Here is a 21,206-nt window from a genome sequence, read left to right on the forward strand (position 1 = left end):
TGGGGGATTGACTCTGCGTCTACGGCGCGATCTTCTCGCACAAACCCGCCCTCAGCGCAGAGTCAATCGCGTCTAGGGGTCCATCGAGCGCGGCGAAGAAGGATTCGGTGACGGTGTCGAGCAGCGCCCCGCGAGCGGCACGGATCGCGGCGGCCGCGCCGTCGTGCGGGCACCGCGCCACGACCCCTTCGGCCATGCCGATCACCGCCGCGGTGACCCCGAGCGGATAGATCAGGCCGAACGGCATGCGGTAGATCGGGTTTCGCAGCCCGGCCGCGGCGGCGCCGCTGGCGATGGCGTGGTAGTCCAGCACCCGATACCCGGGCACGGCGGTGCCCGCGGCGGCGACGCACGACCCCGCGCCGATCCGCAGCTGCGAGCGCGGCACCAGCACGTGCACCCGCCGGGGCCCCCCGTCGAGCCGGGCGCCCAGCAGTACCCAGGCGCAGTGGTCGATCCCGACCGGGGCCGGCCAGCGCCCGGTGAGCCGGTAGCCCGCGGCGGCCGCGGTCAGCGCCCCCGCCGGCTTTAGCGCCGCGGCCACCCAGGTGTCGGCGTCGGCCTCCCATACTTCGTCACGCACCCGCCGCGGTGCCATCGCCAACTGCCAGCCGGCCACGCCGACCAGGCCGGCGACCCATCCGGCCGGACCGTGCAGGGCGGCGACCGCCATCACCGCTTCCGCGAAATCGCCGGGATGGGTGGCGAAACCGCCGTATTCCTCCGGTTGCAGCATCCGGGCCACCCCGGTGCCGCGCAGCACCGCCACCGTCGCGGCGTCCAGCCGATCCGACGACCGCAGCAGCGTGGCGCCGTCACCGATCGCGGCGAACACCTGTGGGGGCATACCCCTCATCGTCGGCGACACCGGCACCGGGTTGCCGACCGATCTCGCTCAGTGGGATTGTTTGAGGTGGCGATGCGAACTCGACCGGGAAAGGCCAGCGATGGCGACTGCCGACACCACCAGCTCGATGGTGGCCCGGGTCGCGCTGATCATGAACCTATTCGACGACCCCGGCAAACGGCTGCGCCTCGATCAGGTGGTGTCCCGTACCGGGCTGCCCCGGTCGTCGGTGCACCGCATCCTCAAACAGCTGTATGCGGTTGGGCTGCTGCAACATCGGCCCGACGGCTACTGCATCGCCGCCTCCCCGCTGCCGGTGGGCCGGATGGTGGATCACGCCGAGCTGCGCGGGGTGGCCTCGGCGACGCTGGCCCGGCTGCACGCCGACACCGGATTGGTGGTGCAGCTTGGGGTGCTGCTCGGCGGTGATGTCGTCTACCTCGACAAGGTCGCCGGGGACAGCGGTGCGCTGGTGCCGACCCGGGTCGCCGGGCGGACCCCGGCGCACGCCAGCGCGCTGGGCAAAGCCATGCTGGCGCAGCTGCCCGCCGAGGAGGTGGACGCGGTGGTCGCCCACCCGCTGCGCAAGCGGACCCGGGCCACCATCGCCGACCTGGGGACGCTGCATCAGGAGTTGGCGCGGATCCGGTCCCGGCACGGGCTGGCCTACGACACCGAGGAATTGGCGGTCGGCCTGTGCAGTGTCGCGGCGCCGATCCGCACCGGCGACGGTGAAATCGCCGGTTTGTCGCTGACCGGTGCGGTGCCGATGCCCCGGCTGCAGCGCACCGCCCCGTTCGTGCTGCGCGCCGCCGGCCGCGTCTCCCAGCAGCTCGGCCGCATCGACACCGGCACCACCGCGCAAGCCGCCGCCGACACCGACAGCATGCTGTCCCGGGTGCTGCGCACCCTGTCCTCCGACGCCTGGGTGTGACCGATCACAAGATGAACTCGTCGACCGGCAACCCGAACGCGAACTCGCCCACCACCGACAGCACCCGGTCGACGTCGTTGGCGACATGCATGCGCGCGGTCTGCACATCCCGCCACACCCGTTCGGCCCGGCCGTCGTCGTCGACGAGGCCGATCAACAGCCGCACCGCGTTCATGGACCGCTCAAAGGCCAGCACCTGATCGCGTCGAGCCCGCAGCATCAACGCCGGCTCCGGGCTGGTGTCGGTGCGCGCGCAGTCCATGAGTTCGCCTAGGTTGCGGCGCATTTGGAGTACCGACAGGGTCAGGTCGGCGTCGGCTAGCGCGAGCGGGCTCAGCGGCGCGGCGGCCGAGGTGGCGCGCCCGGCCAGCAGCCCGACGGCGGCGCCGAGCACCGGGATGGTTCCGGCGTGGGTGTACAGGGTGGGCTGCGGAAGCCGGTACAGCGGGGCCAATTCCACGCGTTGATCGGCGCTGACCCACCCGAAGGTGCGGTAGCTGGGCACGGTGGCCCCGGCGACGACGACCTCGTCGGCGCCGATTGCCCGCAGCCCCACCGGGTTCCAGGCCGGTTCGACGACGTAGTCGGTGCGGGGCACCACCGCCACGGTGAAGTCTTCGGCGGCGCCGTCGGGGCCGACGACGAGGGCGCCGGCGATCAGCCACGACGCGTGCCGAGCCCCGGCGCAGCGGCTCCACCGCCCCGACAGCCGGAAGCCGTCGCCGACGCGTTCCAGCCGGCCGGTCGGGCCGTAGGACGCGCACAGCAGCGCGCCCGCGTCGGCTGCCCACACGTCTCGCTGCGCCTGAGGATCGAAAAGCGCCAGGTGCCAAGCATTTACCGCGAACATGCCGGCCAGCCAGCCGGTGGAGGTGCACGCCGCGGCGATGTCCCGGACCACGGCAAGGTAGTCGTCCGGGTCGGCCTGCCCGCCACCGAACGCCCTCGGCTGCAGCATCGCGAACACCCCGGCGTCGGCCAGGCCCGCGATGATCGCGGGGTCGACGGCCCCGTGCCGGTCGACGTCGGCGGCGGCTGCGGCGATGGTGGGCAGCAGCGGGCGCACCGCCTCCAGCACGTGGTTCATCGCATCGCCCTCCGCGTCGTGGATACCATTCGGTGTGGCCGCGCACCAGACCCCGGATTCGGATTGGCGGCTGCTGCAGCCGGTCCGGTACGGCGGGCGGGGATTGCCCGGCGAGGAGTTCGTGTCCGCGGTGTGCGCCCTGGCCGGCGCCGACGGGTCGGCGGGGTGGCTGGCGGCGATGTTCAACGCCGCCGCCGCCGAGGTCGCCGCGCTGCCCGCCGCGGCGGGCGACGCGGTGTGGGGCGACGCCCCCGCCGCCCTGGTGGCGGCCGGTTATCAACCGGGCGGGCAAAGGTTGCGAGATGGGCAGCTGAGCGGCCGGTGGACGGTCACCGGCGCCGAGCGCGCGGACTGGTTGTTGCTGAGCGCCGACGACCGCGGGGTGCGCTACCGGGTGCTGGTGCCCCGCGGCGACGCCCAGATCGAGCCGAGCGCGGCACACGGGTTGGCGGCGGCGGGAATCTGCGCGGTGACCGCCGCCGGACTGCGGGTCGAGGAGCGGCGGCTGTTCAGCGCCCCGCCGCCGACGGTGCTGGTCGGCGCGGGCGCCGCGGCGGCGGTGATTGGGGCCGCCGACGGGCTGTGGCGGGTGCACGTCGAGCAGGTGCGAGACCGGCTGGCCACCTCCTACGGCAGCGAGGAGATCACCGCGGCGACCACCACCCGGGTGGCGCGGGCGGCCTGCGACCTGGACGCCGCCGCACTGCAGATCGCGGCGTCGCTGACCCAGGGCCCGGGCGCCGCGGCCGCCGCCCAGCTGCAGGCCGTCACCCGGGCCCGTGGCGCCGCCGACCACCTGCTGGGCGGCAGCCGCCGCCATGCGCTGGACGCCTCAGACCCGGTCACCCGCTTTTGGCAAGACGTCCACGCCGGCTGCCGGCTGACGCTGCGTCTGCTCGGCTAACTGCGCCAGTACCACCGGCAGGTGATCGGCGATCTCCCACGGGTTGGGCACGTGGTCACCGCAGGTGAGCACCCCGATCGTCATCTGGTCGGCGTAGCTCCAGCCGGTGAAGTTCAGGCCCATCGGGAACACCAGCGGGCCCGTCGAGATCAACGCCTCCACCGGCGCCCCGCCGAAGGACAGCCGCCGCGGCCCCCGCATGTTCGACGCGATGAGGCTGAACGTCGGTCGGTGGCTGGTCCGTTCGCCCAGCAGCGGCAGCGCCCGGGAGTAGAACCAGAACAGCGGCCAGTACTCCATCCAGTCGTGCTGCAGCCACAGGTCTCGTTCGGCCTGCACGTCGCGGGCGGTGCGGGTGGCCGCGGCGATGCTGCGCAGCCGCGCCACCGGATCGGCGATGTCGGTGGCCAGCGCCACGTTCCACCGCGCCACCTGGTTCCCCCACGGGTCGCCGTCGGGCGGGCGCATCGACACCGGCACCACCGCGGTCAGCGGTTCGGCGGCCAGTTCGCCGCGCCGGAGCAGGAATTCGCGCAGGGCACCGCTGCACACCGCCAAAAACACGTCGTTGACGGTGACCCCGTACGCGGTGGCGACCCGTTTGATGGTGGGCAGATCGCAGCCGCGGTAGGCGAACCGGCGATCGGCGGTCAACGGGGCGTTGAACCGGGTGCCCGGCGCGGAGAACGCGGGCGCGTAGCCGGGCAGCCCCGCCCGGCGGCGCCGCAGCATGGTGCGGCTAACCCGCACGGTGCGGGCCACCACGCGGGGGAATTTGGTGGCCGCCGCCCATTGGTGGCGGGCCACCAGCGGGAACCACCGCCACGGCGCCGGCCGCCGCTCGGTGGGCGCCGCCGGGGCGGGGTCCTCGTCGCTGCAGATCCGCTCCAGCAGGTGCAGCGACGCGGTGCCGTCGGCCACCGCGTGGTGGATCTTCCACACCAGCGCGATCCGGCCGTCGGCCAGGCCGTCGACGTACCACAGCTGCCAGGCCGGCCGGGTGCGGTCCAGGCCGTCGCGCAGGATGGTGCCGATCGCCGCGGCGAGTTCGCGATCCCCGCCCGGGGCGGCGGCGCGGGCCCGCTGCACGTGGTAGTCGAGGTCCAGGTGTGGCCGTGCCGCCCACCACGGCCGGCCCACCCGCAGCCGCGGCAGCAGCAGCTGCCACTGCAACGGTTCGATGCGGGCGGCGAGGCCGGGCACGGCGGCCCGCACCGACTCGAACGTGAGCGGTGTCGCCCCCCGCGCCGGGTCGAGCACCAGCACCTTGATGGTGTGTTGCGGTTGGGTGGCGTTTTCCCAGGCCAGGAAGCTGTTGTCCTCACCCTTCAGGCGCCGCATGATCGTCCCCTGCTGTGTGGCATGCATCACTTCTACGGCAGCGGTGTGCGGCGGCCGACAACTTGTCTCGGCCAGTGAGACATGTCGGTTCGGGGGTTCGGTGCCCGGCCCTACCGTGCACGCCATGAAACGGTTCATCCACGGCCTGACCGTGACCGCCCGCAGCCTGCGGGTGCTCCGCACGGCCGGGCTGTCCCAGGGCGTGCGCGACGGCATCCGGTCCGCGACGCTGACCCGGCGGTACGGGGCGTTCGCCGGGATCATCGAGGCCGCCGCCGCCCGCACCCCCGACGCCGTCGCGGTCACCGACGACTTCGGTGATCTGACGTTCGCCGGCCTCAACGACCGGGTCAACGCGCTGGCGCGGGCCTGGACCGCCCGCGGCATCGGCGCCACCGACGTGATCGCGGTGCTGTGCCGCGATCACCGCGGGTTGATCACCGTGCTGGCGGCGGCCGGCAAGGTCGGGGCGCAGCTGCTGCTGATGAACACCGGGTTCGCCGCGCCGCAGCTGGCCGAGGTCGCCGCCCGGGAACACGTCACCGTGCTGGTGTACGACGACGAATTCACCGAGCTGCTCGGCGCCGTCGACCCGCAGGTGGTGCGGTTCGTCGCCGACACCGACGCCGACGCCGCGCTGGACCGGCTGATCCGGGCGGCGTCGAGCGCGCCGGTGCCCGCCCCCGCCCGGCCGGGCGGGCTGACCCTGCTCACCAGCGGCACCACCGGCACCCCCAAGGGGGCGCCGCGCACCAAGGCGTCGCCGTTGTTCTCCGCGCAGCTGCTCGACCGGGTGCCGCGTCGGCGCAACGACACCTGCCTGCTGGCCGCGCCGATGTTCCACGGCACCGGGTTGGGGCAGGCGGTGTTGTCGCTGGCGCTGGGCAACCGGCTGGTGCTGCAGCGCAAATTCGACCCGGAGCAGACGCTGCGCAACGTCGCCGCCTACCGGTGCGACGTGCTGGTGGTGGTGCCCACCATGCTGCACCGGATCCTGGCGCTGCCCAAGGAGATCCGCGACCGCTACGACACGTCGTCGCTGCGGATCGTGTTCGCGTCGGGGTCGGCGCTGGCCCCGGAGTTGGTCCGGCGCGCCCTCGACGAGTTCGGCCCGGTGCTCTACAACTTCTACGGCTCCACCGAGCTGGCCGCGATCACGGTGGCCACCCCGGAGGACCTGGCGCACGATCCCGGCACCGCCGGTCGACCCCCGGTGGGGTGCACGGTCCGGCTCTACGACGCCGACGGGGCGCCGATCACCACCGCCGGAACGGTGGGACGCATCTTCGCCGGCAGCACCGTGAGCTTTTCCGGGTACACCGACGGCCGGCGCAAACAAGTCATCGACGGCCTGCTGTCCAGCGGCGACGTCGGCCACTTCGACGCCACCGGGCGGCTTTACGTCGACGGCCGCGACGACGACATGGTGATCTCCGGCGGCGAGAACGTGTACCCGCTGGAGGTGGAAAACCTGCTCTGCGGGCATCCCGGGGTGGCCGAGGTTGCGGTGTTCGGCGTGCCCGACCCCGACTTCGGGCAACGCCTGAAGGCCGCTGTGGTGCGCGCCGACGACGCGGCGGTCAGCGCCGACGAACTCCGGGACTATGTGCGGGCGAACCTGGCCCGCCACAAGGTGCCGCGGGAGATCGAGTTCGTGGCGGTGCTGCCGCGCAACGCGACCGGCAAGATCCTGCGCGCCGCGCTGACCGGGGGCGGTGTGAAATGAGCGAGCTGGACACCATGCAGCGGGAGTTGGCGGCCCGGATGAGCGCGGCGTTTGCGTCGATTCTCACCGGCGACGGGGACGCCGCCGAAGTCCGGGCCAGCCTGACGGCCAGCCGCCGGCCCGCCGCGCCGGTGGCGGTGCAGCAGGTGGTGCCGCGCCGCATTCCGGGTCCCGGCGGGGACGTGCCGGTGCGGGTCTATGTCCCGCTGGGCTCCGACGGCGGCGCGCTGCCGGTGCTGATCTATTTCCACGGCGGCGGATTCGTGCTGTGCGACCTGGATTCGCACGACTCCTGCTGCCGCCGGCTGGCCAACGGCGCCGGAGCGGTGGTGGTCTCGGTCGACTACCGGCTTGCGCCGGAGTCGCCGTTTCCGGCCGCGGTCGACGACGCCTGGGCGGCCGTGCAGTGGGTGGCCGGCCACGTCGGCGAGCTCGGTGGCGACCCGGACCGGCTGGTGGTGGCCGGCGACAGCGCCGGCGGCAACCTGGCTGCGGTGACGGCGATGCTCGCCCGGGACCGCGGCGGTCCGCCGATCGCATTCCAGCTGCTGATCTACCCGGTCGTCGACCAGCGCCGCAAAACGTCGACGGGCAGCCCGCACACCGCCAGCGGCGTGCTCACCGCCGAACACATGCAGTGGTTCACCCAGCAATACCTGGGGCCCGACGGGGACCGCGGCAATGTGCTGGCCTCACCGATCCTGGGGGAGATGGCCGGGCTGCCGCCCGCGCACATCGTCACCGGCGGGCTGGATCCGCTGTGCGAAGAAGGCGAGCAGTACGCCCAGCGGTTGCGCGCGGCCGGGGTCCCGGCCACCGTGCGGCGCTACGCGCGCGGCTTTCACGGCTTTTTCAACCTGGCCGATCACCTGCCGGCCGCCCGGCAGGCCAGCGACGACGTGTGCGCGGTCCTGCGGGACGCGTTGAGAGGAGAACGTCCATGCAGCTAAGCGGAACCCGGGCGCTGATCACCGGGGCCAGCCGCGGGTTGGGGAAAAGCCTCGCCGAGACGCTGGCCGCCCGCGGCGCCACCGTCGCGCTGGTGGCGCGCAACCGGGACGACCTGGAGATCCTGGCCAAAGAACTCGACGGGCGGGCCTATCCCACCGACCTGGCCGACCCCGACGCGGTGACCGGACTGGTCGACCGGGTGGAGGCCGACGGCCCGGTGGATGTATTGATCAACAACGCCGGCATCGACCGGGTGGGCCGTTTCTCCGACACCAGCGCCGCGCAGGTGCGGGACCTGTTGCAGGTCAACCTGGCCGCGCCGATGGAGCTGTGCCGCCAGCTGATGCCACGGATGCTGCGGCGGGGCCGCGGCCACATCGTCAACGTCTCGTCGTTCGGGGCGATCTCGACCGGGCCGGGTGTCACGTTGTACGGCGCCTCCAAGGCGGGGCTGAGCCATTTCACCGCCGGGATCCGCTCCGAGCTGCGCGGCCAGCCGGTGGGCACCACCCTGGCCCAGCTGGGGGAGGTCAAAACCGACATGATCGACCACATCCGGGAATTCGGCCCGGCCCGGCGCACCATCGAACGGTCGCTGCGCTGGCGGATGCTGCCCGCGGAGGCGCTGGAGCCCGACGCCGTCGCCGCGGCGATCGCCGACGCCGTCGAACGCAACCGGCGCCACGTGATCCTGCCGCGGCGCATCACGCTGATGGCCAAGTTCACCGAGTTCCCGCGCCGGGTCTCGGAAATCATGCTGACCGGCATCGACCAGGACGGGGACTAGAACCATGGCGCTGGCCGACCTGACCGGAAAGGTCGCCATCATCACCGGGGCGGCGCGCGGCCAAGGCGCCGCCGAGGCGCGGCTGTTCGCGGCGCTGGGCGCCCGGGTGGTGCTCACCGATGTGCTGGTCGACGAGGGCGAGCGGGTGGCCGCCGAACTCGGGGCTCGTTTCGTGCGGCACGACGTCGGCGACGAACACGGCTGGGCGGGCGTGGTCGAGATGGCCGTTGCTGCTTACGGCCGGGTCGACGTGCTGGTCAACAACGCCGCGATCTGCCACGTGCACCCCCTGGCCGAGCAGGGCGTCGACGGGTTCGAACGGATGCTGCGGGTCAACCTGATCGGGCCGTTTCTGGGGACCAAGGCGGTGCTGGAGCCGATGAAGTCGGCCGGCGGCGGCTCGATCATCAACGTGTCCTCGCAGGCCGGTCTGCAGGGTCTGGCCGGCTACGGCGGCTACGGCGCGTCGAAATGGGGACTGCGGGGCATGTCCAAGGTCGCCGCGATCGAGTTGGGGCCGTGGGGGATTCGGGTCAACTCGGTGCACCCGGGCCTGATCGACACCCCGATGGTCGCGCACCTGCCCGTGCAACGCGGCCCCGGCGGCCATCCCGGGGCGCCGCTCACCCGGATCGGCACCCCGCAGGAAGTCGCCGAGGTGGTGGCCTTCCTGGCCTCCGACGCGTCCTCCTACATCACCGGGGCCGAGCTGGCCGTCGACGGCGGCGCCAGCGCTGGACGGATCCCCACCCCCACCCCCTGACGCGCGCACCCTGGTGGCCCCGCGCGCACCCTGGCGGCCGCGCGCGCCGAGATCGACGTTAACGTGTCCGGTACTCGTACTTTTCCGCGCTAACGTCGATCTCGGCGAAGTAGGTAGGGGCACATGACGTCAGAGTTGAGCCACGACGCGACCCGTCGCGAGGTCGCCACCGAATCCGGGGTGCTGCGCTACCACGAGGCCGGGGACGGGCCGCCGCTGGTGCTGCTGCACGGCTCCGGGATCGGGGTGACCGGGTGGCGCAACTTCCGGGGTGTGCTGCCGGCGTTCGCCGAGCATTTCCGCTGCCTGATCCTGGAATTCCCCGGCTTCGGGGTCAGCGACGACTTCGGCGGTCACCCGATGCTCACCGCGTTCGACGCGCTGGCGAAGTTCACCGAGGCGTTGGGCCTGGGCAACTTTGACATCGTCGGCAACTCGATGGGCGGCGGCGTCGGGATCAACTACGCGATCGCGAAGCCCGAGCAGGTGCGCCGGCTGGTGACCATCGGCGGCATCGGCACCAACCTGTTGACCCCGGGACCGGCCGAGGGCATCCGGCTGCTGCAGGAATTCACCGAGAACCCCAGCCGCGACGCGTTGATGTGGTGGTTGCGCTCGATGGTTTACGACCCGGCGGTGTTGACCGACGAAATCGTCGAAGAGCGTTGGCAGTTGGCCACCGATCCGCAGGTGCTGGCCAGCGCCCGGCGGATGTACGGCAAGGAGACGTTCGCCGCGATGATGCAGGCGATGCAGGCGTCCAAACGGCCGCCGCCGTGGGCGATGATGCACCGGGTGCAAGCGCCGACGTTGATCACCTGGGGCCGCGACGACCGGGTCAGCCCGCTGGACATGGCGCTGATCCCGATGCGCACCATCCCCAACGCCGAGTTTCACGTATTCCCCAACTGCGGGCACTGGACGATGATCGAGGCCAAGGACGCATTCCAGTCCGTGGTACTGGACTTCCTGCGGCGGCCCTGACCGCGGGCGTCACCTTGCCCGCGAGCGTGCGCAAACACGGTGAATTGCCCGGCGTGTCGTGCGGGGACACGCACGCTCGCCGAGGAGGCTAGCTGACCGTCAGGTCCACCCGCGGCCAGGCGTTGTTGGCGTAGCCGCCGGGATTCCACAGCGCGGCAGGGGATTCCGGGTGGGTGGCGCCGCTGTCATCCCAGGCGCGGGCCCGCACGGTCAGCGGGCCGGGGCGCGCCGCCACGGTGCATGTCCAGGGCCGCCACGCCCACCGGCTGCGCGGGGGCCGCAGCGCGGCGGGCCGCCAGCTCACCCCGGCGTCGAGGGACACCTCGACGCGGGCGATGCGCCGCGAATCGTCGGCGATCGCGTAGCCGCGCACCTCCAGCGGCCCGGCCGGCACCGTCGCACCGTCGTCGGGAACCAGGATGCCGCAGCTCAACGCCAGCGACGACAACGCAATCCCCGCATCGGACGGGTCCGGGTCGGCGGGCAGCAGCCGATAGTCGACGGCCTGAAAATAGTTCCGTGACGGAAACGGCTGCACGGTGATGCCGGTGACCCATTTGACGCTGCGGGCCCCGATGAACCCGGGCACCACCACCCGCACCGGCCCACCGTGCAGCCGCGGCAGCGGCTCGCCGTTCATCTGCCAGGCCAGCAGCACGTCCGCAGAAAGCGCCTTGTCCAACGGGATTGAGGAACCGTAGGTCTGCACCGGGCGGGCCTCCGGCGCGACATCGGGGGCGTCGAAGGCCACGTGCAGCCCGTCGGCGGGGCTGACACCGGCCGCGCGCAGGATGTCGGCCAGCCGGGCCCCGCGCCACGCCGCGGTGGAGATCGCCCCCTGCTGCCACGGGTCCTTGCCGGGGATCGGGCGCACCTTGAGCAGCTCGGCGCGCCGGTTACCGGCGCACGCCAACGTCGCGACCACCTCATGCGCGGGGAAGCGGGTCAGTTGCCGGTAGCTCAGCTGCAGCGGCCGCGCGACGGCGCCGTCGACCCGCAGCCGCCACCGCGTGGCGGCGATGTCGGGGATGGCGCCGTGGTTGCGGCAGTAGAAGGCGTTGGTGGCGGTGATGTCGTCCTCGGCCAGCGCCGACGCCGGCGGTTCGGCGTTGACCGGGCTGCGGCTGCGCACGATCATGTCGCGGCGCTTCCGCCACGTCTTCGCAGTGTCAGCTCGCACGGTCGGGATGCCGTTCGCTAGTTCACGCAGGGGATGCCGCCGCCGGACTCGATCGGCTTGCCCTGGTCCGGGGTCGGTTCGGTGGAGGTGGTGTAGCCGGAACTGGTCGTGGTCGACGTCGTCGTCGACGACGAGGTGGTGGTGTCGTCGTCGTCCAGCGGCGGCGGGTAGTAGTCGCCGCCCAGGGTGACCCGAATCTGCCCGGCACCCAACGCCGCGTTCGGGTGGTCGGCGGCGTCGATGCCGAGCAGCCCGGACAGGGCGTGTGCGTCGGTGTCGGCGCCGGGGCCGTAGTCGATCCGGGTGGTGGTGGGTTCCCCGTCGACGGGGTCGCGCACCTCGCCGGTGGTGTAGCCGCGGTCCTCCAGCGCCTGGGCCACCTTGCCGGCCAGCCCGCTGGTGTCCCCGGCGTTGATCACGTTGACGACGGTGTCCGGGTTCGGTTTGGTGCTGCCGGTCGAGGTGGTGGTGGACACCGGGGTGCCGAACGCCGCGGCCACCTCGGCCTTGATGGCGGTGGGGTCGATGACGTTGACGTCTTGGCCGTCGATTGTTTCGTAGCGCAGCACCGGCAGGGTCCGGTATTCGACCTGTCCGCCGGCCAGCGCCTCCAGCCGCTGGAACTGGTCTTCGCCCCAGCCGCCGGACAACACGATGTCCTTGCGCGCCACCGCCATCAGGCGTTTGAGCTTGCCCAAGTCGGTGAAGGTGCCCGAATCCTTCAGTTGGTGCATCACCGACACCAGAAACGCCTGCTGGCGGTGGGTGCGGTCCAGGTCGCCGTTGTCCAGGCCGTGCCGCTGCCGCACGAAGGCCAGCGCCTGTTCGGCGTTGAGCCGTTGCCGACCGGCCGGGAAGTCGGCGCCGGAGTACTCGTCGTAGACGGCGTGCTTGAGGCACACCTCCACCCCGCCCAGGCTTTGGGTCAGGTCGTAGAAACCGGCCAGGTTGATCTCGGCGAAGTAGTCGATCGGCACCCCGGTCAGGTTCCGCACCGCCCGCAGGGTGGCCGCTCGACCCGCCTCACGGCCTCGGGTCTCCAGCTCCTTCTGGCTGGTCACCCCCTGGTCGATGAGCTTGTCCTCGGTGTGGGCCTTGGTCAGCCCGTACGCTTCCTTGATCTTGATGTGGTTGTAGCCGGGCACGCCGGTGAACCGCACCCAGTCGTCGCGGGGGATGGAGAAGGCGACCACCCGGTCGTCGGCCCCCACATGGACCAGGATCAGCGTGTTGGTGTTGTAGCCCCCGACGTCGGAGTCCCCGGCGTGCAACCGGTTCAAGATGGCTTGGGGCAGGTCGTTGCCGTCCTGGTCTTTGCGGGAGTCCAACCCGATCAGCAGGATGTTCATCTCCCCGCCGACCGAGCGGGGATCCTCGGCGCCCAGGGCTTCCGAGACGGTGATCCCGCCCAGCGCGCCGTGCGCGACCCAGTAGCCGCCCCCGGTCAGCAGCACCGCCGCCAGCGACACCAGCGTCCCGAAACCGCGGGTCAGCCCTCGGCGCAGCCGGGAACGCGACCGCGGCGCCCGACGACGATGCCGACCGCGGGAACTCAGCTCCCCCACCGCGACCTCGATCGCGTCGGGAACCCAGCCGCCCGCGCGCCCGCGGACGTTTGCGGTGGTGACGGCTGGCGCATGGCGTCCAGTATGGGGCAGCTTGCTGGGGGGCCAGAAAACCCAAGGTCAGGCCGGGCGGACCACCGGATGGGAGCATGGCAATGGGGGCCGGTCGACGAAGGGGGACAGCAGGTGGCACTCCCGGCTGGACGGCACGTCTTTTGCGGTGCCGCCGGTTACGAGCCGGCCCGCCGCGCCACGGTGTGGAACGGTCTGGTGCCCGACCGGTTTCCCGACGTCATCGTGCGTGCGCACACCGTCGCCGACGTGGTGTCGGCGGTGCGGTACGCCGCCGCCCACGGCCACCGGATCGGGGTGTGTTCGGGTGGGCATCACTGGGCGGCCAATCATCTGCGGGACGGGGGTGTGCTGCTCGACGTCGGCGGCCTCGACCGGTGCGTGATCGACCCCGAGCGCCGGGTCGCGGTCGTCGGGCCCGGCACCTCCGGCAGCAAGTTCAGCGCCGAACTCGCGCGGCACGGGCTGTTTTTCCCCACCGGGCACTGCGAGGGCGTCGCGCTGGGCGGATATCTGCTGCAGGGCGGCTACGGCTGGAACGGCCGGGTCCTGGGGCCCGCCTGCGAGAGCGTGCTCGGCGTCGACGTCGTCACCGCCGACGGTCAACAGCGCTACTGCGACCCGGACACCCACGCCGACCTGTACTGGGCCGCCCGCGGCGCGGGACCCGGGTTCTTCGCCGTGGTCACCGCGTTTCACCTGCGGCTGCACCCGCGCCCGGCGGTCTGTGGGCGCGGCGTCTACAGCTATCCCGTCGACGCGGCCGACGAGGTGTTCGGCTGGGCGCGCACGATCAGCCCGCACGTCGATGCGCGGGTGGAACTGCAGCTCATCGTGTCGCGACGGCCACCGGTCCCCGGCCACCCGGGTCCCAGCATCGTGGTGGCCGCCCCGGTGTTCGCCGACTCGGAAGCCGAAGCCCAAGCGGCCCTGGCGATCCTGGGCAGTTGCCCGGTCGTCGACCAGGCGCTCGACCAAACCCCGTATGCGCCAACCAGCTTGGCCGAGTGGTACGCCATGGCCAGCGTCGACTATCCGCGCGGGCACCGCTACGCCGTCGACAACATGTGGACCTCGGCGTCGGCCGAGGAGCTGCTGCCGGGCCTGCGCCGCATCCTCGACACCCTGCCCCCGCCGCCGTCGCATCTGCTGATGTACAACTGGGGGCGCTCCGCCGCGCGCCGCGAGGCGTTGTACGGCCTGGAGGACGAGATCAACCTGGCGCTGTGCGCGATTTGGGCCGACCCCGCCGACGATGAGCGGTACCGCGGCTGGGCGGAGACCCAGATGGCCGCGATGGCGCACCTGGCCAGCGGCATCAACCTGTGCGACGAGAACCTGGGCCGGCGCCCGGCCCGGTTCGCCACCGCCGAGAACATGGCCCGGCTGCAGCGGATACGCGCCGCCTACGACCCGGACGGCCGCTTCCACAGCTGGCTGGGCGGCGCCGAAGATTAGGCTAGGGTAGCCAACGCCGCCTCGGCGGCTCCTACCCGAATTGCCCAGCAAACTGCGCCGGCGTAAACGGGCCGCGTTAAACTCCAACCGCGAACGGTCCCGCGATCGCCAGGAGGCGGTGTTGGTGAAGGAGCCGCCGGTCGGCGGCACAACGTTGGAGTGGCAAGCCGCGTCGCAGTTCGGTCCCTACCTGCTGAAGCGGCTGCTGGGTCGCGGCGGCTTCGGCCTGGTGTACGAGGCGTTCGACACAAACAAGAGCCGGACCGTGGCGTTGAAGTTGTTGCCGCAGTCGTGTTCGACCAACCCGGTGTTCCGGACCCGGTTGTTCCGGGAAGCCAGCACCGCCGGCCGGCTCACCGACCCCCATGTGGTCCCGATCCACGACTACGGCGAGATCGAGGGCCAGCTGTTCATCGACATGCGGCTGGTGCGGGGCACCGACCTGCGCACCGTCTTGGATGAAAAGGGGCCGCTGTCCCCGGCGCGGGCGGTGTCGGTCGTCGGGCAGATCGCGTCGGCGCTGGACGCCGCGCACGCCGAGCAGATCGCGCACCGCGACGTCAAACCCGCCAACATCCTGCTCACCGAGGGCGATTTCGCCTGCCTGGCCGACTTCGGGTTGGCCAACGCGGCCACCGACGCCAAACTCACCACCACCGGCAGCACCGTGGGCACCTTCGCCTACATGGCCCCCGAACGGCTGGCCGATGAGCACACCGACCACCGCGTCGACGTCTACGCCCTGGCCTGCGTGCTCTACGAGTGCCTGACCGGGGGCCCGCCGTACACGGCCAGCGAGTTGGCGGCGCTGATCGCCGCCCACCTGACCACCGCCATCCCGCGGCCCAGCCAACAACGCCCGGGCATTCCGGCCGCCTTCGACGACGTCATCGCCCGCGGGATGGCCAAAAACCCCGACAAGCGCTACTCCAGCGCCGGCGAGTTGGCCGCCGCCGCCCGCCGCGCGCTCGGCCACCACCACGACACTTTTCCGGCCATTCACCCCGCTGCCGCGGCGCCGACGTCGCGGCCCCGCCGGATCGCCTGGCTCGCCGCGGCCGCGGTGTTCGTCCTGGTCGCCGCGACCGCGCTGACCTACTGGATCGGCCACCGCCACGACCACCCGGCAACCCCGGTCGCCGACGCCTCCGCACCGACCGCCTCGCCCAGCGCCGCCGTCGCCCGGGTCACCGCCACCATCCCGGTCGGCAAACGCCCGGAGGGGGTGGCCGTCGACCCCACCAACGGCACCGTCTACGCGGCCAATTACGGCGATGGGACCCTGTCGGTGATCGACGCCGCCAGCCGCACCGTCACCGCCACCATCGAAGTCGGCAAGGGCCCGGTCTGGTTGGCGGTCGACCCCACCACCCACCTCGCCTACACCGCCAACAACCGCGACGACTCGGTGTCGGTGATCGACACCGCGAGCGGGACGCTGGCCACCACCATCCCGGTCGGCACCAATCCGTGGGGGCTGGCCGTCGACCCCACCACCCACACCGGCTTCGTGGCCAACAGCTGGGACAACAACGTGTCGGTGTTCGACCTCGCGCACAACACCGTCGTGGCCACCGTCCCGGTGGGCAAGAACCCGTTCGGGGTGGCGGTCGATCCGACCGGCCACACCGCCTATGTGGCCAACAGCGACAACACGGTGTCGCTGATCAACACCACCGACCACACCATCGCGGCCGCCATCCCGGTCGGCGGGGATCCGCGGGGGCTGGCGGTGGACTCCGCCGCCCACACCGTGTACGTGGCCAACGAATCCGACGGCACCGTGTCGGTGATCGACCTCGCCAGCCACGCGGTGATCGCCACGATCCCGGTTGGCAAACACCCGCACGGGGTGGCCCTGGACTCCGGTGCCCACCTGGCCTACGTCGCCAACGAAACCGAGGGCACGGTGTCGGTGATCGACACCGTCAAACACACCGTGGTCGCCACGATCACCATCGGCAAGGACACCTTCGTGGTGGCCGTCGATCCCGCCAGCCACACCGCTTACACCGGCAACCACGACGACACCGTCTCGGTGATCGAACCGACCACCTAAACGGATTACCGGTGAGCGACATCGCGGCGCGTGTCCAGGACTACCTCGACCGCACCCGGGACGCGTTTCCGCCCGGCTCCGACCGCTACTACGCTCGAATCGCCCTCGACGTGGCGCTGCAGGCCTACCGCGGCGGCAACTTTGGAATCGGGGCGGTCGCGGTGGTGCGGTCCGGGTCCACCGCCGACTTGTTCTACGGCGAAAATGCGATGGCTCAACCCAATGCGGTGATCGAGCACGCCGAAACCCAGGCGGTGCTTCGCGTCGCGGCCGGTGCGGCGCCCGATCACACGATCACGCTGCCGGAGCCGGCGGATGCTGGCCTTTCGGTCTACGGCACCGTCGAGCCGTGCCCGATGTGTGCGTGCGTGCTGACCAACGCCGGCGTGCAGCGGTCGGTGTCCACCTGCCTCGACGGTGACCTGGTGCGTGACGGCGACTATCTGGCCAGCGACGGCGGCGCGAACGTGCTCGGGGACAAGTACCCGACCCAGCCGCGCGTGTGGCGGGATATCCAGCGGGCCCGCGGATTACGGTTCGAGCTGTTGGCGCCGGCCGAACCGGAACTGCGCGAGCTGAGCTGGAAGATCCTGGCCGAGACCCGGGAAGAGATTGATGAATTGCTGGCGACCAGGCCGGGGGTCGGGCGCGGGCAGCGTCGGTAGCGATTCGCAGCTCTCCACCCAGTCACCGCGCCCGATAATCGCCATCAGCATGTTCGTCATCTCCGTCCGCTCATCGCTGTCGGCGAGCAGGCGCATCCGGCTCAGTGGTAACTCGTAGCATTCCGATTCCGAACGGGCGGCGACCACCACGACGATGGCCAGCACATCTCCGTCGGCGGCGGAGACGGCGCGGCAGCCCTTCTTGGGCCCGACGGGTAATTTGCGTAGACGGGTAGATAGCGGCGGTCCGCGCGGCTCGCCACGGTCGGCCGGCGAGGACTTCTGGAGGTCCTTCAGCACTAGGACTCGCACTGGCATCCGTCGAGACCACGAACATGAGTTCTACTCGTGCTATGTGCCAGTACTTCGGGCGCCGTGTTTCCCAGAGCGGCCACTTCATCGGTTAAGCCAGCTCATCGATGATCTCGTCGAGTTCCGTCCAATTGTCGTTGTCGATGCCACCGTGTCGGGGCAGGCGCGACGAGCGCAGCTTTCGTCGTTCTTCTACCGAGCATTGGCCATCGATGCCTGCCTCAGAGTCTACTGCCAGGGCGGACACTGTCCGACGACCATACTCCTCTGACCAGCGCGAATGTCGGTCGAGATCGTGGAAACTTCTGTAAGGATTGAACCGACGATAGCTAGCTAGCTAGGCAAGGTGCCTACGACTCCGCCAAGTCGCCCAAGTGGGTATTCCACTAGGCAAGACGGGTCGGTTGTTGTCTTAGGTCGTTTGTAGCTGTGTCGGCGTTGTTCCCCCGTTCCACTCGGGTTGACGCTCGTGCAATGAGGCGGCCGGCTAGTGGGGCGGGCGGCTGACGCGCGGAACTGTTGAAGCGCTACGGCGTTACAAGTGAAGTAGGATTGCTGCAGCTAGAGGGTGAGAAACCGCAGAGGCGGTGGAGTGTAGGCTGGGACATTTCTAACGCTGTAGGAACTACTGAGATCTTGACCTAGGTAAGGGGCCCTTTGCGTGGCGAAGATATCTGTGCCAGACAGGCATCTTCCAGCGCTCAACAGGCTCCTTGACCTGACGGACAGGCAGCTCCAGAGCTTACGATCTGACCTCGATTCTTCGGATCGTGAGTATCAGAGTCTCGTGAAGGTTCTCGGCGCTTACGTGCGTGGACCCGACGGCGTGCTGCAAGCCCTCTCATCGCTTTCGCTTGCGGCGAGGCAACTGAAGCTGACGTCGCAGGACATCGAAGAGTCACTGCGTTCGGTGGCTACAGAACAACAACCTGTTGTGGAGGTTGCCGGCTTAGTTGGTTCACCGACTATTCGGACATTCGCGAAAGCATTAGAGCTGCGGAATGCGTACGAGAAGATTTTAATTAATTCGAGAATTATCTCGGATATACGGCCGGTATTCGCTGACGACGAAGACGATGTCGGCGGTATCGTTGAGTCGGCCATGGTCAATCACACACTGCAGCTGACATACCAGCCAGGCGATAGTCGCTGGCCCGCCGAATTGCACCTGGCGCTCGATACCGCTGACCTCAAGAAGCTAAAACGGCAGATCGATAGGGCATTAGAAAAGGGTGGAGCTGCACGGGCATTGATTGAAAAGGGTGGAGCGGCGGTTCTTGAGCCTCAGGAGCAGTCGGAATGATAGCTGTCAATGCAGCCGGGCATCCGAATGGGGAGCACTACTTCGACGCCGCACCCGTCCGGCCAGTTTGGAGGTCATTTTCACCGGTTTCGGATGAGTTCAGGGCGCGGCAACTGGGACTTGTCTACCAGATAGCTCGTACGGATCCACTGAATGAACGGATCGCTGGACAATTAGCTATCCTAGGCATTGACCGGCACCTAATTGATCCTGCCGCGGGAGTAACTTACCGGATGCAACTTTTGCAGTCGGCGATCATCAAAGCTTTAGATAGAACTTACGGGACGCATTCACCTGCATTTACCGTCAAGTGGCGTCCTGTCTTGGCTGACATCATCGCCCCGGGTGTTTTAATGGCAGAATCTAAAGCCTTGCTTGACGATACTCCGGTGCCTCTAGAGTCCGAGGCGGAGGTGTCGCGATCGCCGGCAGAAGAGAACGACTGTGCGGGCTTCGAAGTTTCCAACGGCGGTGACCAAGCCGGGGTTGCAGACGTCGATCGCAGTGGAGGGTCAGTGTCAAACCAGCCTCAATCTGCAGGAGCGAGGGGGTCGGTGGGAGTGTCGCGGGTGCGCTGGTATCTCGCCCCCTTGCTGTGCTTTATGGCAGTGGCGGCGACTTTGGCTGTGACGGTGATAACTGACGCGACGTCTTATGCATTTCTAATCCTGGTTCCGGTTGTCGTAACCCTCGTTTTCGTACGACGGCAGTACAACAGGCGAATGCGGACATTGGGGATAGCAGTGATCGCAGAGGCGGAGCGCGTTAAACGCGAATATCCACATGGGTATGATGCATATTATCGTGCTGCCAAATTGGCACTGACCAGTCACGGCGTGGAGGATCTCGTAGCGCGTTTGCCGGCCAAGTAGGGAATGCTGTCACTTGGCTAAGCACGCGCGTTCGACTAGCGACGAAGGAAATGAAGAGCCTGGGGCACTTCCGGTTGGGGTACCGCGTGAGAGTCTCGACAACCTCAACAGGGTGCCGACTAAGCGCGCGATTGACAAAGTCGCCATCGCGGCTGTTGTGGTGACAGCTATTACGAGTGTGACGACTCCTTTAGTCGCTCATTATTGGCCTGCCGCGTCGGCGCCAGCGACTGACTGTGTCAAGGCAAGAGCCGACGCGTTGCGGTTGGCGACTGATTACCCGGCGGTCACGGTGCCATACATGGGAAAACAAGAGGATGAGTGCCAACTCAATGAGGTTGTACGACAAGCCCGCGAGGCCTTGAAAACAAAGCCGAAGCCTAATCCCTAACTCCAAGTCCGGTCCGCGAGCCGGGGACGCTAGGACCCGCTTGGCAACGAGTCATGAGGTTTCGCAAACTGGGACACCCGGAGGCTTCGTCGAACGTGATTTCGCGGGTGTTGATTGATTCATGTCTGCGCCGGTCGAACGGTGGAGCCCCCTGTCAGGATTGAACTGACGACCGCTCGCTTACAAGGCGAGTGCTCTACCACTGAGCTAAGGAGGCGGGTCGAACCCGACCAGCCTAAAGGGTCACGGCTGCTCAGGAAGATCGTGGTCGATCACCCGCTGGGAGTGCACCGGGCGCGCCGTGGACCGGCGCGTGGTGCGCCGCGGCATGCGCGGGATGCGTTCGGCGATGTTGCTCAGCGGGTTGACCACCATGGTCAGCGCGATGACGGCCTCTTGCAGGGTGTCGATGGCCGGTTGCAGCGCCTCCATCCCGGGGGCCAGCCGGGCCAGCGCGTCGGCGACGTCGGTGAGTTGCTCCAGCGGGCCGTTCCGCGAGGTCAGCTTGTCGACCAGGCCGCCCTCGGCCAGCAGTCGGTCGGCCAGGCCGTCCTCGCCGAGCAGCCGTTCGATCAGGCCTTCCTCGTCCAGCAGTTGGTCCACCAGGCCGCCCGGCCGCAGCGCGCGCTGCAGCCCGCCGCCCTCTTCGGTGAGGCGGTCGAGTAGCCCGCCCGGTGCGGTGACCTGATCCACCAGGCCGCCGGGCCGCAGCAGCCGGTCCACCGGGCCGTCCGGGGCCAGCGCCCGGCCCAGCGGGGCGTCGTCGTCCATCAGCCGGGCCAGCCGGTTGGCCCGGGCGATCGCGTCGTCCAGGCCCAGCATGTGCGCCATAGAATTCGACGACGTCGGCGTGCCCACCTCGCCCAGGCTGCGCTTGACCAGCCCCAGCGCGGTGGTGGCCACGTCGAGCCCGGCGTCGGCGGCGGCGAGGCCGATCCGGGCCGGCGCGGTGGCCACGGCCACCAGGTTCTTGCCCAGGTCCATGGCGCCAGTGTAGGGGCGAGC

18 protein-coding genes and 1 tRNA gene are annotated in these 21,206 nt (G+C 69.8%); 12 read left to right on the forward strand and 7 right to left on the reverse strand.

Features of this window, described 5'->3' with window-relative positions; translation table 11 throughout:
* Positions 1-19 precede the first annotated feature (19 nt).
* Complete coding sequence (locus ACAG26_RS05120) at positions 20-847, reverse strand: hypothetical protein (RefSeq protein ID WP_370480176.1); 828 nt, start codon at positions 845-847, stop codon at positions 20-22.
* A 100-nt stretch (positions 848-947) separates the two neighbouring features.
* Here ACAG26_RS05120 and ACAG26_RS05125 point away from each other — a divergent pair, with 100 nt between their 5' ends.
* Positions 948-1,781, forward strand: coding sequence for an IclR family transcriptional regulator (locus tag ACAG26_RS05125; RefSeq protein WP_370480178.1), 834 nt, complete (start codon positions 948-950; stop codon positions 1,779-1,781).
* Between the two features lie 4 nt (positions 1,782-1,785).
* On the opposite strand, the gene ACAG26_RS05130 is transcribed toward ACAG26_RS05125, so the two are convergent.
* A complete protein-coding gene (locus ACAG26_RS05130; protein ID WP_370480181.1) occupies positions 1,786-2,868 on the reverse strand; it encodes an acyl-CoA dehydrogenase family protein in 1,083 nt (360 codons plus the stop codon).
* Positions 2,869-2,902: 34 nt separating this feature from the next.
* On the opposite strand from ACAG26_RS05130, the gene ACAG26_RS05135 reads away from it, so the two are divergent.
* Positions 2,903-3,772 (forward strand): hypothetical protein, encoded by an 870-nt coding sequence (locus tag ACAG26_RS05135; RefSeq protein ID WP_370480183.1) that lies wholly within the window; start codon positions 2,903-2,905, stop codon positions 3,770-3,772.
* On the opposite strand, the gene ACAG26_RS05140 is transcribed toward ACAG26_RS05135, so the two are convergent.
* Positions 3,701-5,113, reverse strand: a complete 1,413-nt coding sequence (locus ACAG26_RS05140; RefSeq protein ID WP_370480186.1) for a wax ester/triacylglycerol synthase family O-acyltransferase — start codon at positions 5,111-5,113, stop codon at positions 3,701-3,703. The genes ACAG26_RS05135 and ACAG26_RS05140 overlap by 72 nt on opposite strands.
* Before the next feature lie 124 nt (positions 5,114-5,237).
* Here ACAG26_RS05140 and ACAG26_RS05145 point away from each other — a divergent pair, with 124 nt between their 5' ends.
* The 5 genes from ACAG26_RS05145 to ACAG26_RS05165 all read left to right on the forward strand — a co-directional run bounded on the left by ACAG26_RS05145 (position 5,238) and on the right by ACAG26_RS05165 (position 10,324).
* Positions 5,238-6,839: an AMP-binding protein gene (locus ACAG26_RS05145; RefSeq protein WP_370480189.1), complete on the forward strand. Its 1,602-nt coding sequence runs from the start codon at positions 5,238-5,240 to the stop codon at positions 6,837-6,839.
* Positions 6,836-7,789, forward strand: a complete 954-nt coding sequence (locus ACAG26_RS05150) for an alpha/beta hydrolase (RefSeq protein ID WP_370480191.1) — start codon at positions 6,836-6,838, stop codon at positions 7,787-7,789. Before ACAG26_RS05145 ends, ACAG26_RS05150 begins: the two co-directional genes overlap by 4 nt.
* Positions 7,780-8,577 (forward strand): SDR family NAD(P)-dependent oxidoreductase, encoded by a 798-nt coding sequence (locus tag ACAG26_RS05155; RefSeq protein ID WP_370480193.1) that lies wholly within the window; start codon positions 7,780-7,782, stop codon positions 8,575-8,577. The genes ACAG26_RS05150 and ACAG26_RS05155 overlap by 10 nt, the downstream gene beginning before the upstream one ends.
* Positions 8,578-8,581: 4 nt before the next feature.
* A complete protein-coding gene (locus tag ACAG26_RS05160) occupies positions 8,582-9,340 on the forward strand; it encodes a glucose 1-dehydrogenase (protein ID WP_370480196.1) in 759 nt (252 codons plus the stop codon).
* 123 nt (positions 9,341-9,463) lie between these two features.
* Entirely contained in the window at positions 9,464-10,324 is an 861-nt protein-coding gene (locus tag ACAG26_RS05165) for an alpha/beta fold hydrolase (protein WP_370480199.1), read from the forward strand.
* Between the two features lie 88 nt (positions 10,325-10,412).
* On the opposite strand, the gene ACAG26_RS05170 is transcribed toward ACAG26_RS05165, so the two are convergent.
* Both ACAG26_RS05170 and ACAG26_RS05175 read right to left on the reverse strand, forming a co-directional pair.
* Positions 10,413-11,462: a sulfite oxidase gene (locus tag ACAG26_RS05170; RefSeq protein WP_370480391.1), complete on the reverse strand. Its 1,050-nt coding sequence runs from the start codon at positions 11,460-11,462 to the stop codon at positions 10,413-10,415.
* A 59-nt stretch (positions 11,463-11,521) separates the two neighbouring features.
* A complete protein-coding gene (locus ACAG26_RS05175) occupies positions 11,522-13,069 on the reverse strand; it encodes an LCP family protein (RefSeq protein WP_370480201.1) in 1,548 nt (515 codons plus the stop codon).
* 141 nt (positions 13,070-13,210) lie between these two features.
* Between ACAG26_RS05175 and ACAG26_RS05180 the strand changes: the two genes are divergently transcribed.
* The 5 genes from ACAG26_RS05180 to ACAG26_RS05200 all read left to right on the forward strand — a co-directional run bounded on the left by ACAG26_RS05180 (position 13,211) and on the right by ACAG26_RS05200 (position 19,810).
* Positions 13,211-14,599: an FAD-binding oxidoreductase gene (locus ACAG26_RS05180; RefSeq protein ID WP_370480203.1), complete on the forward strand. Its 1,389-nt coding sequence runs from the start codon at positions 13,211-13,213 to the stop codon at positions 14,597-14,599.
* Positions 14,600-14,723: 124 nt separating this feature from the next.
* A complete protein-coding gene (locus ACAG26_RS05185) occupies positions 14,724-16,658 on the forward strand; it encodes a protein kinase (protein ID WP_370480206.1) in 1,935 nt (644 codons plus the stop codon).
* An 11-nt stretch (positions 16,659-16,669) separates the two neighbouring features.
* Entirely contained in the window at positions 16,670-17,323 is a 654-nt protein-coding gene (locus ACAG26_RS05190) for a hypothetical protein (RefSeq protein WP_370480208.1), read from the forward strand.
* A 1,099-nt stretch (positions 17,324-18,422) separates the two neighbouring features.
* Positions 18,423-18,938, forward strand: coding sequence for a hypothetical protein (locus ACAG26_RS05195; RefSeq protein WP_370480211.1), 516 nt, complete (start codon positions 18,423-18,425; stop codon positions 18,936-18,938).
* The gene (locus tag ACAG26_RS05200; protein ID WP_370480213.1) at positions 18,935-19,810 is read left to right on the forward strand and encodes a hypothetical protein; all 876 of its coding nucleotides are present in this window, start codon (positions 18,935-18,937) and stop codon (positions 19,808-19,810) included. Before ACAG26_RS05195 ends, ACAG26_RS05200 begins: the two co-directional genes overlap by 4 nt.
* A 533-nt stretch (positions 19,811-20,343) precedes the next feature.
* On the opposite strand, the gene ACAG26_RS05205 is transcribed toward ACAG26_RS05200, so the two are convergent.
* Together ACAG26_RS05205 and ACAG26_RS05210 are read right to left on the reverse strand one after the other, a co-directional pair.
* Positions 20,344-20,418: transfer RNA gene (locus ACAG26_RS05205), tRNA-Thr, on the reverse strand.
* Positions 20,419-20,444: 26 nt separating this feature from the next.
* Positions 20,445-21,185: a hypothetical protein gene (locus tag ACAG26_RS05210; RefSeq protein WP_370480215.1), complete on the reverse strand. Its 741-nt coding sequence runs from the start codon at positions 21,183-21,185 to the stop codon at positions 20,445-20,447.
* Positions 21,186-21,206 lie beyond the last annotated feature (21 nt).

This window comes from Mycobacterium sp. pUA109 (genome assembly GCF_041287095.1).
Taxonomy (GTDB): domain Bacteria; phylum Actinomycetota; class Actinomycetes; order Mycobacteriales; family Mycobacteriaceae; genus Mycobacterium.

Coding starts and splice junctions, on each gene's coding strand:
- ACAG26_RS05165 (WP_370480199.1), top strand. CDS start 9,464: ATGACGTCAGAGTTGAGCCACGACGCGACCCGTCGCGAGGTCGCCACC.
- ACAG26_RS05120 (WP_370480176.1), bottom strand. CDS start 847: ATGCCCCCACAGGTGTTCGCCGCGATCGGTGACGGCGCCACGCTGCTG.
- ACAG26_RS05155 (WP_370480193.1), top strand. CDS start 7,780: ATGCAGCTAAGCGGAACCCGGGCGCTGATCACCGGGGCCAGCCGCGGG.
- ACAG26_RS05140 (WP_370480186.1), bottom strand. CDS start 5,113: ATGCGGCGCCTGAAGGGTGAGGACAACAGCTTCCTGGCCTGGGAAAAC.
- ACAG26_RS05200 (WP_370480213.1), top strand. CDS start 18,935: ATGATAGCTGTCAATGCAGCCGGGCATCCGAATGGGGAGCACTACTTC.
- ACAG26_RS05150 (WP_370480191.1), top strand. CDS start 6,836: ATGAGCGAGCTGGACACCATGCAGCGGGAGTTGGCGGCCCGGATGAGC.
- ACAG26_RS05170 (WP_370480391.1), bottom strand. CDS start 11,462: ATGATCGTGCGCAGCCGCAGCCCGGTCAACGCCGAACCGCCGGCGTCG.
- ACAG26_RS05125 (WP_370480178.1), top strand. CDS start 948: ATGGCGACTGCCGACACCACCAGCTCGATGGTGGCCCGGGTCGCGCTG.
- ACAG26_RS05210 (WP_370480215.1), bottom strand. CDS start 21,185: ATGGACCTGGGCAAGAACCTGGTGGCCGTGGCCACCGCGCCGGCCCGG.
- ACAG26_RS05145 (WP_370480189.1), top strand. CDS start 5,238: ATGAAACGGTTCATCCACGGCCTGACCGTGACCGCCCGCAGCCTGCGG.
- ACAG26_RS05160 (WP_370480196.1), top strand. CDS start 8,582: ATGGCGCTGGCCGACCTGACCGGAAAGGTCGCCATCATCACCGGGGCG.
- ACAG26_RS05180 (WP_370480203.1), top strand. CDS start 13,211: ATGGGAGCATGGCAATGGGGGCCGGTCGACGAAGGGGGACAGCAGGTG.
- ACAG26_RS05130 (WP_370480181.1), bottom strand. CDS start 2,868: ATGAACCACGTGCTGGAGGCGGTGCGCCCGCTGCTGCCCACCATCGCC.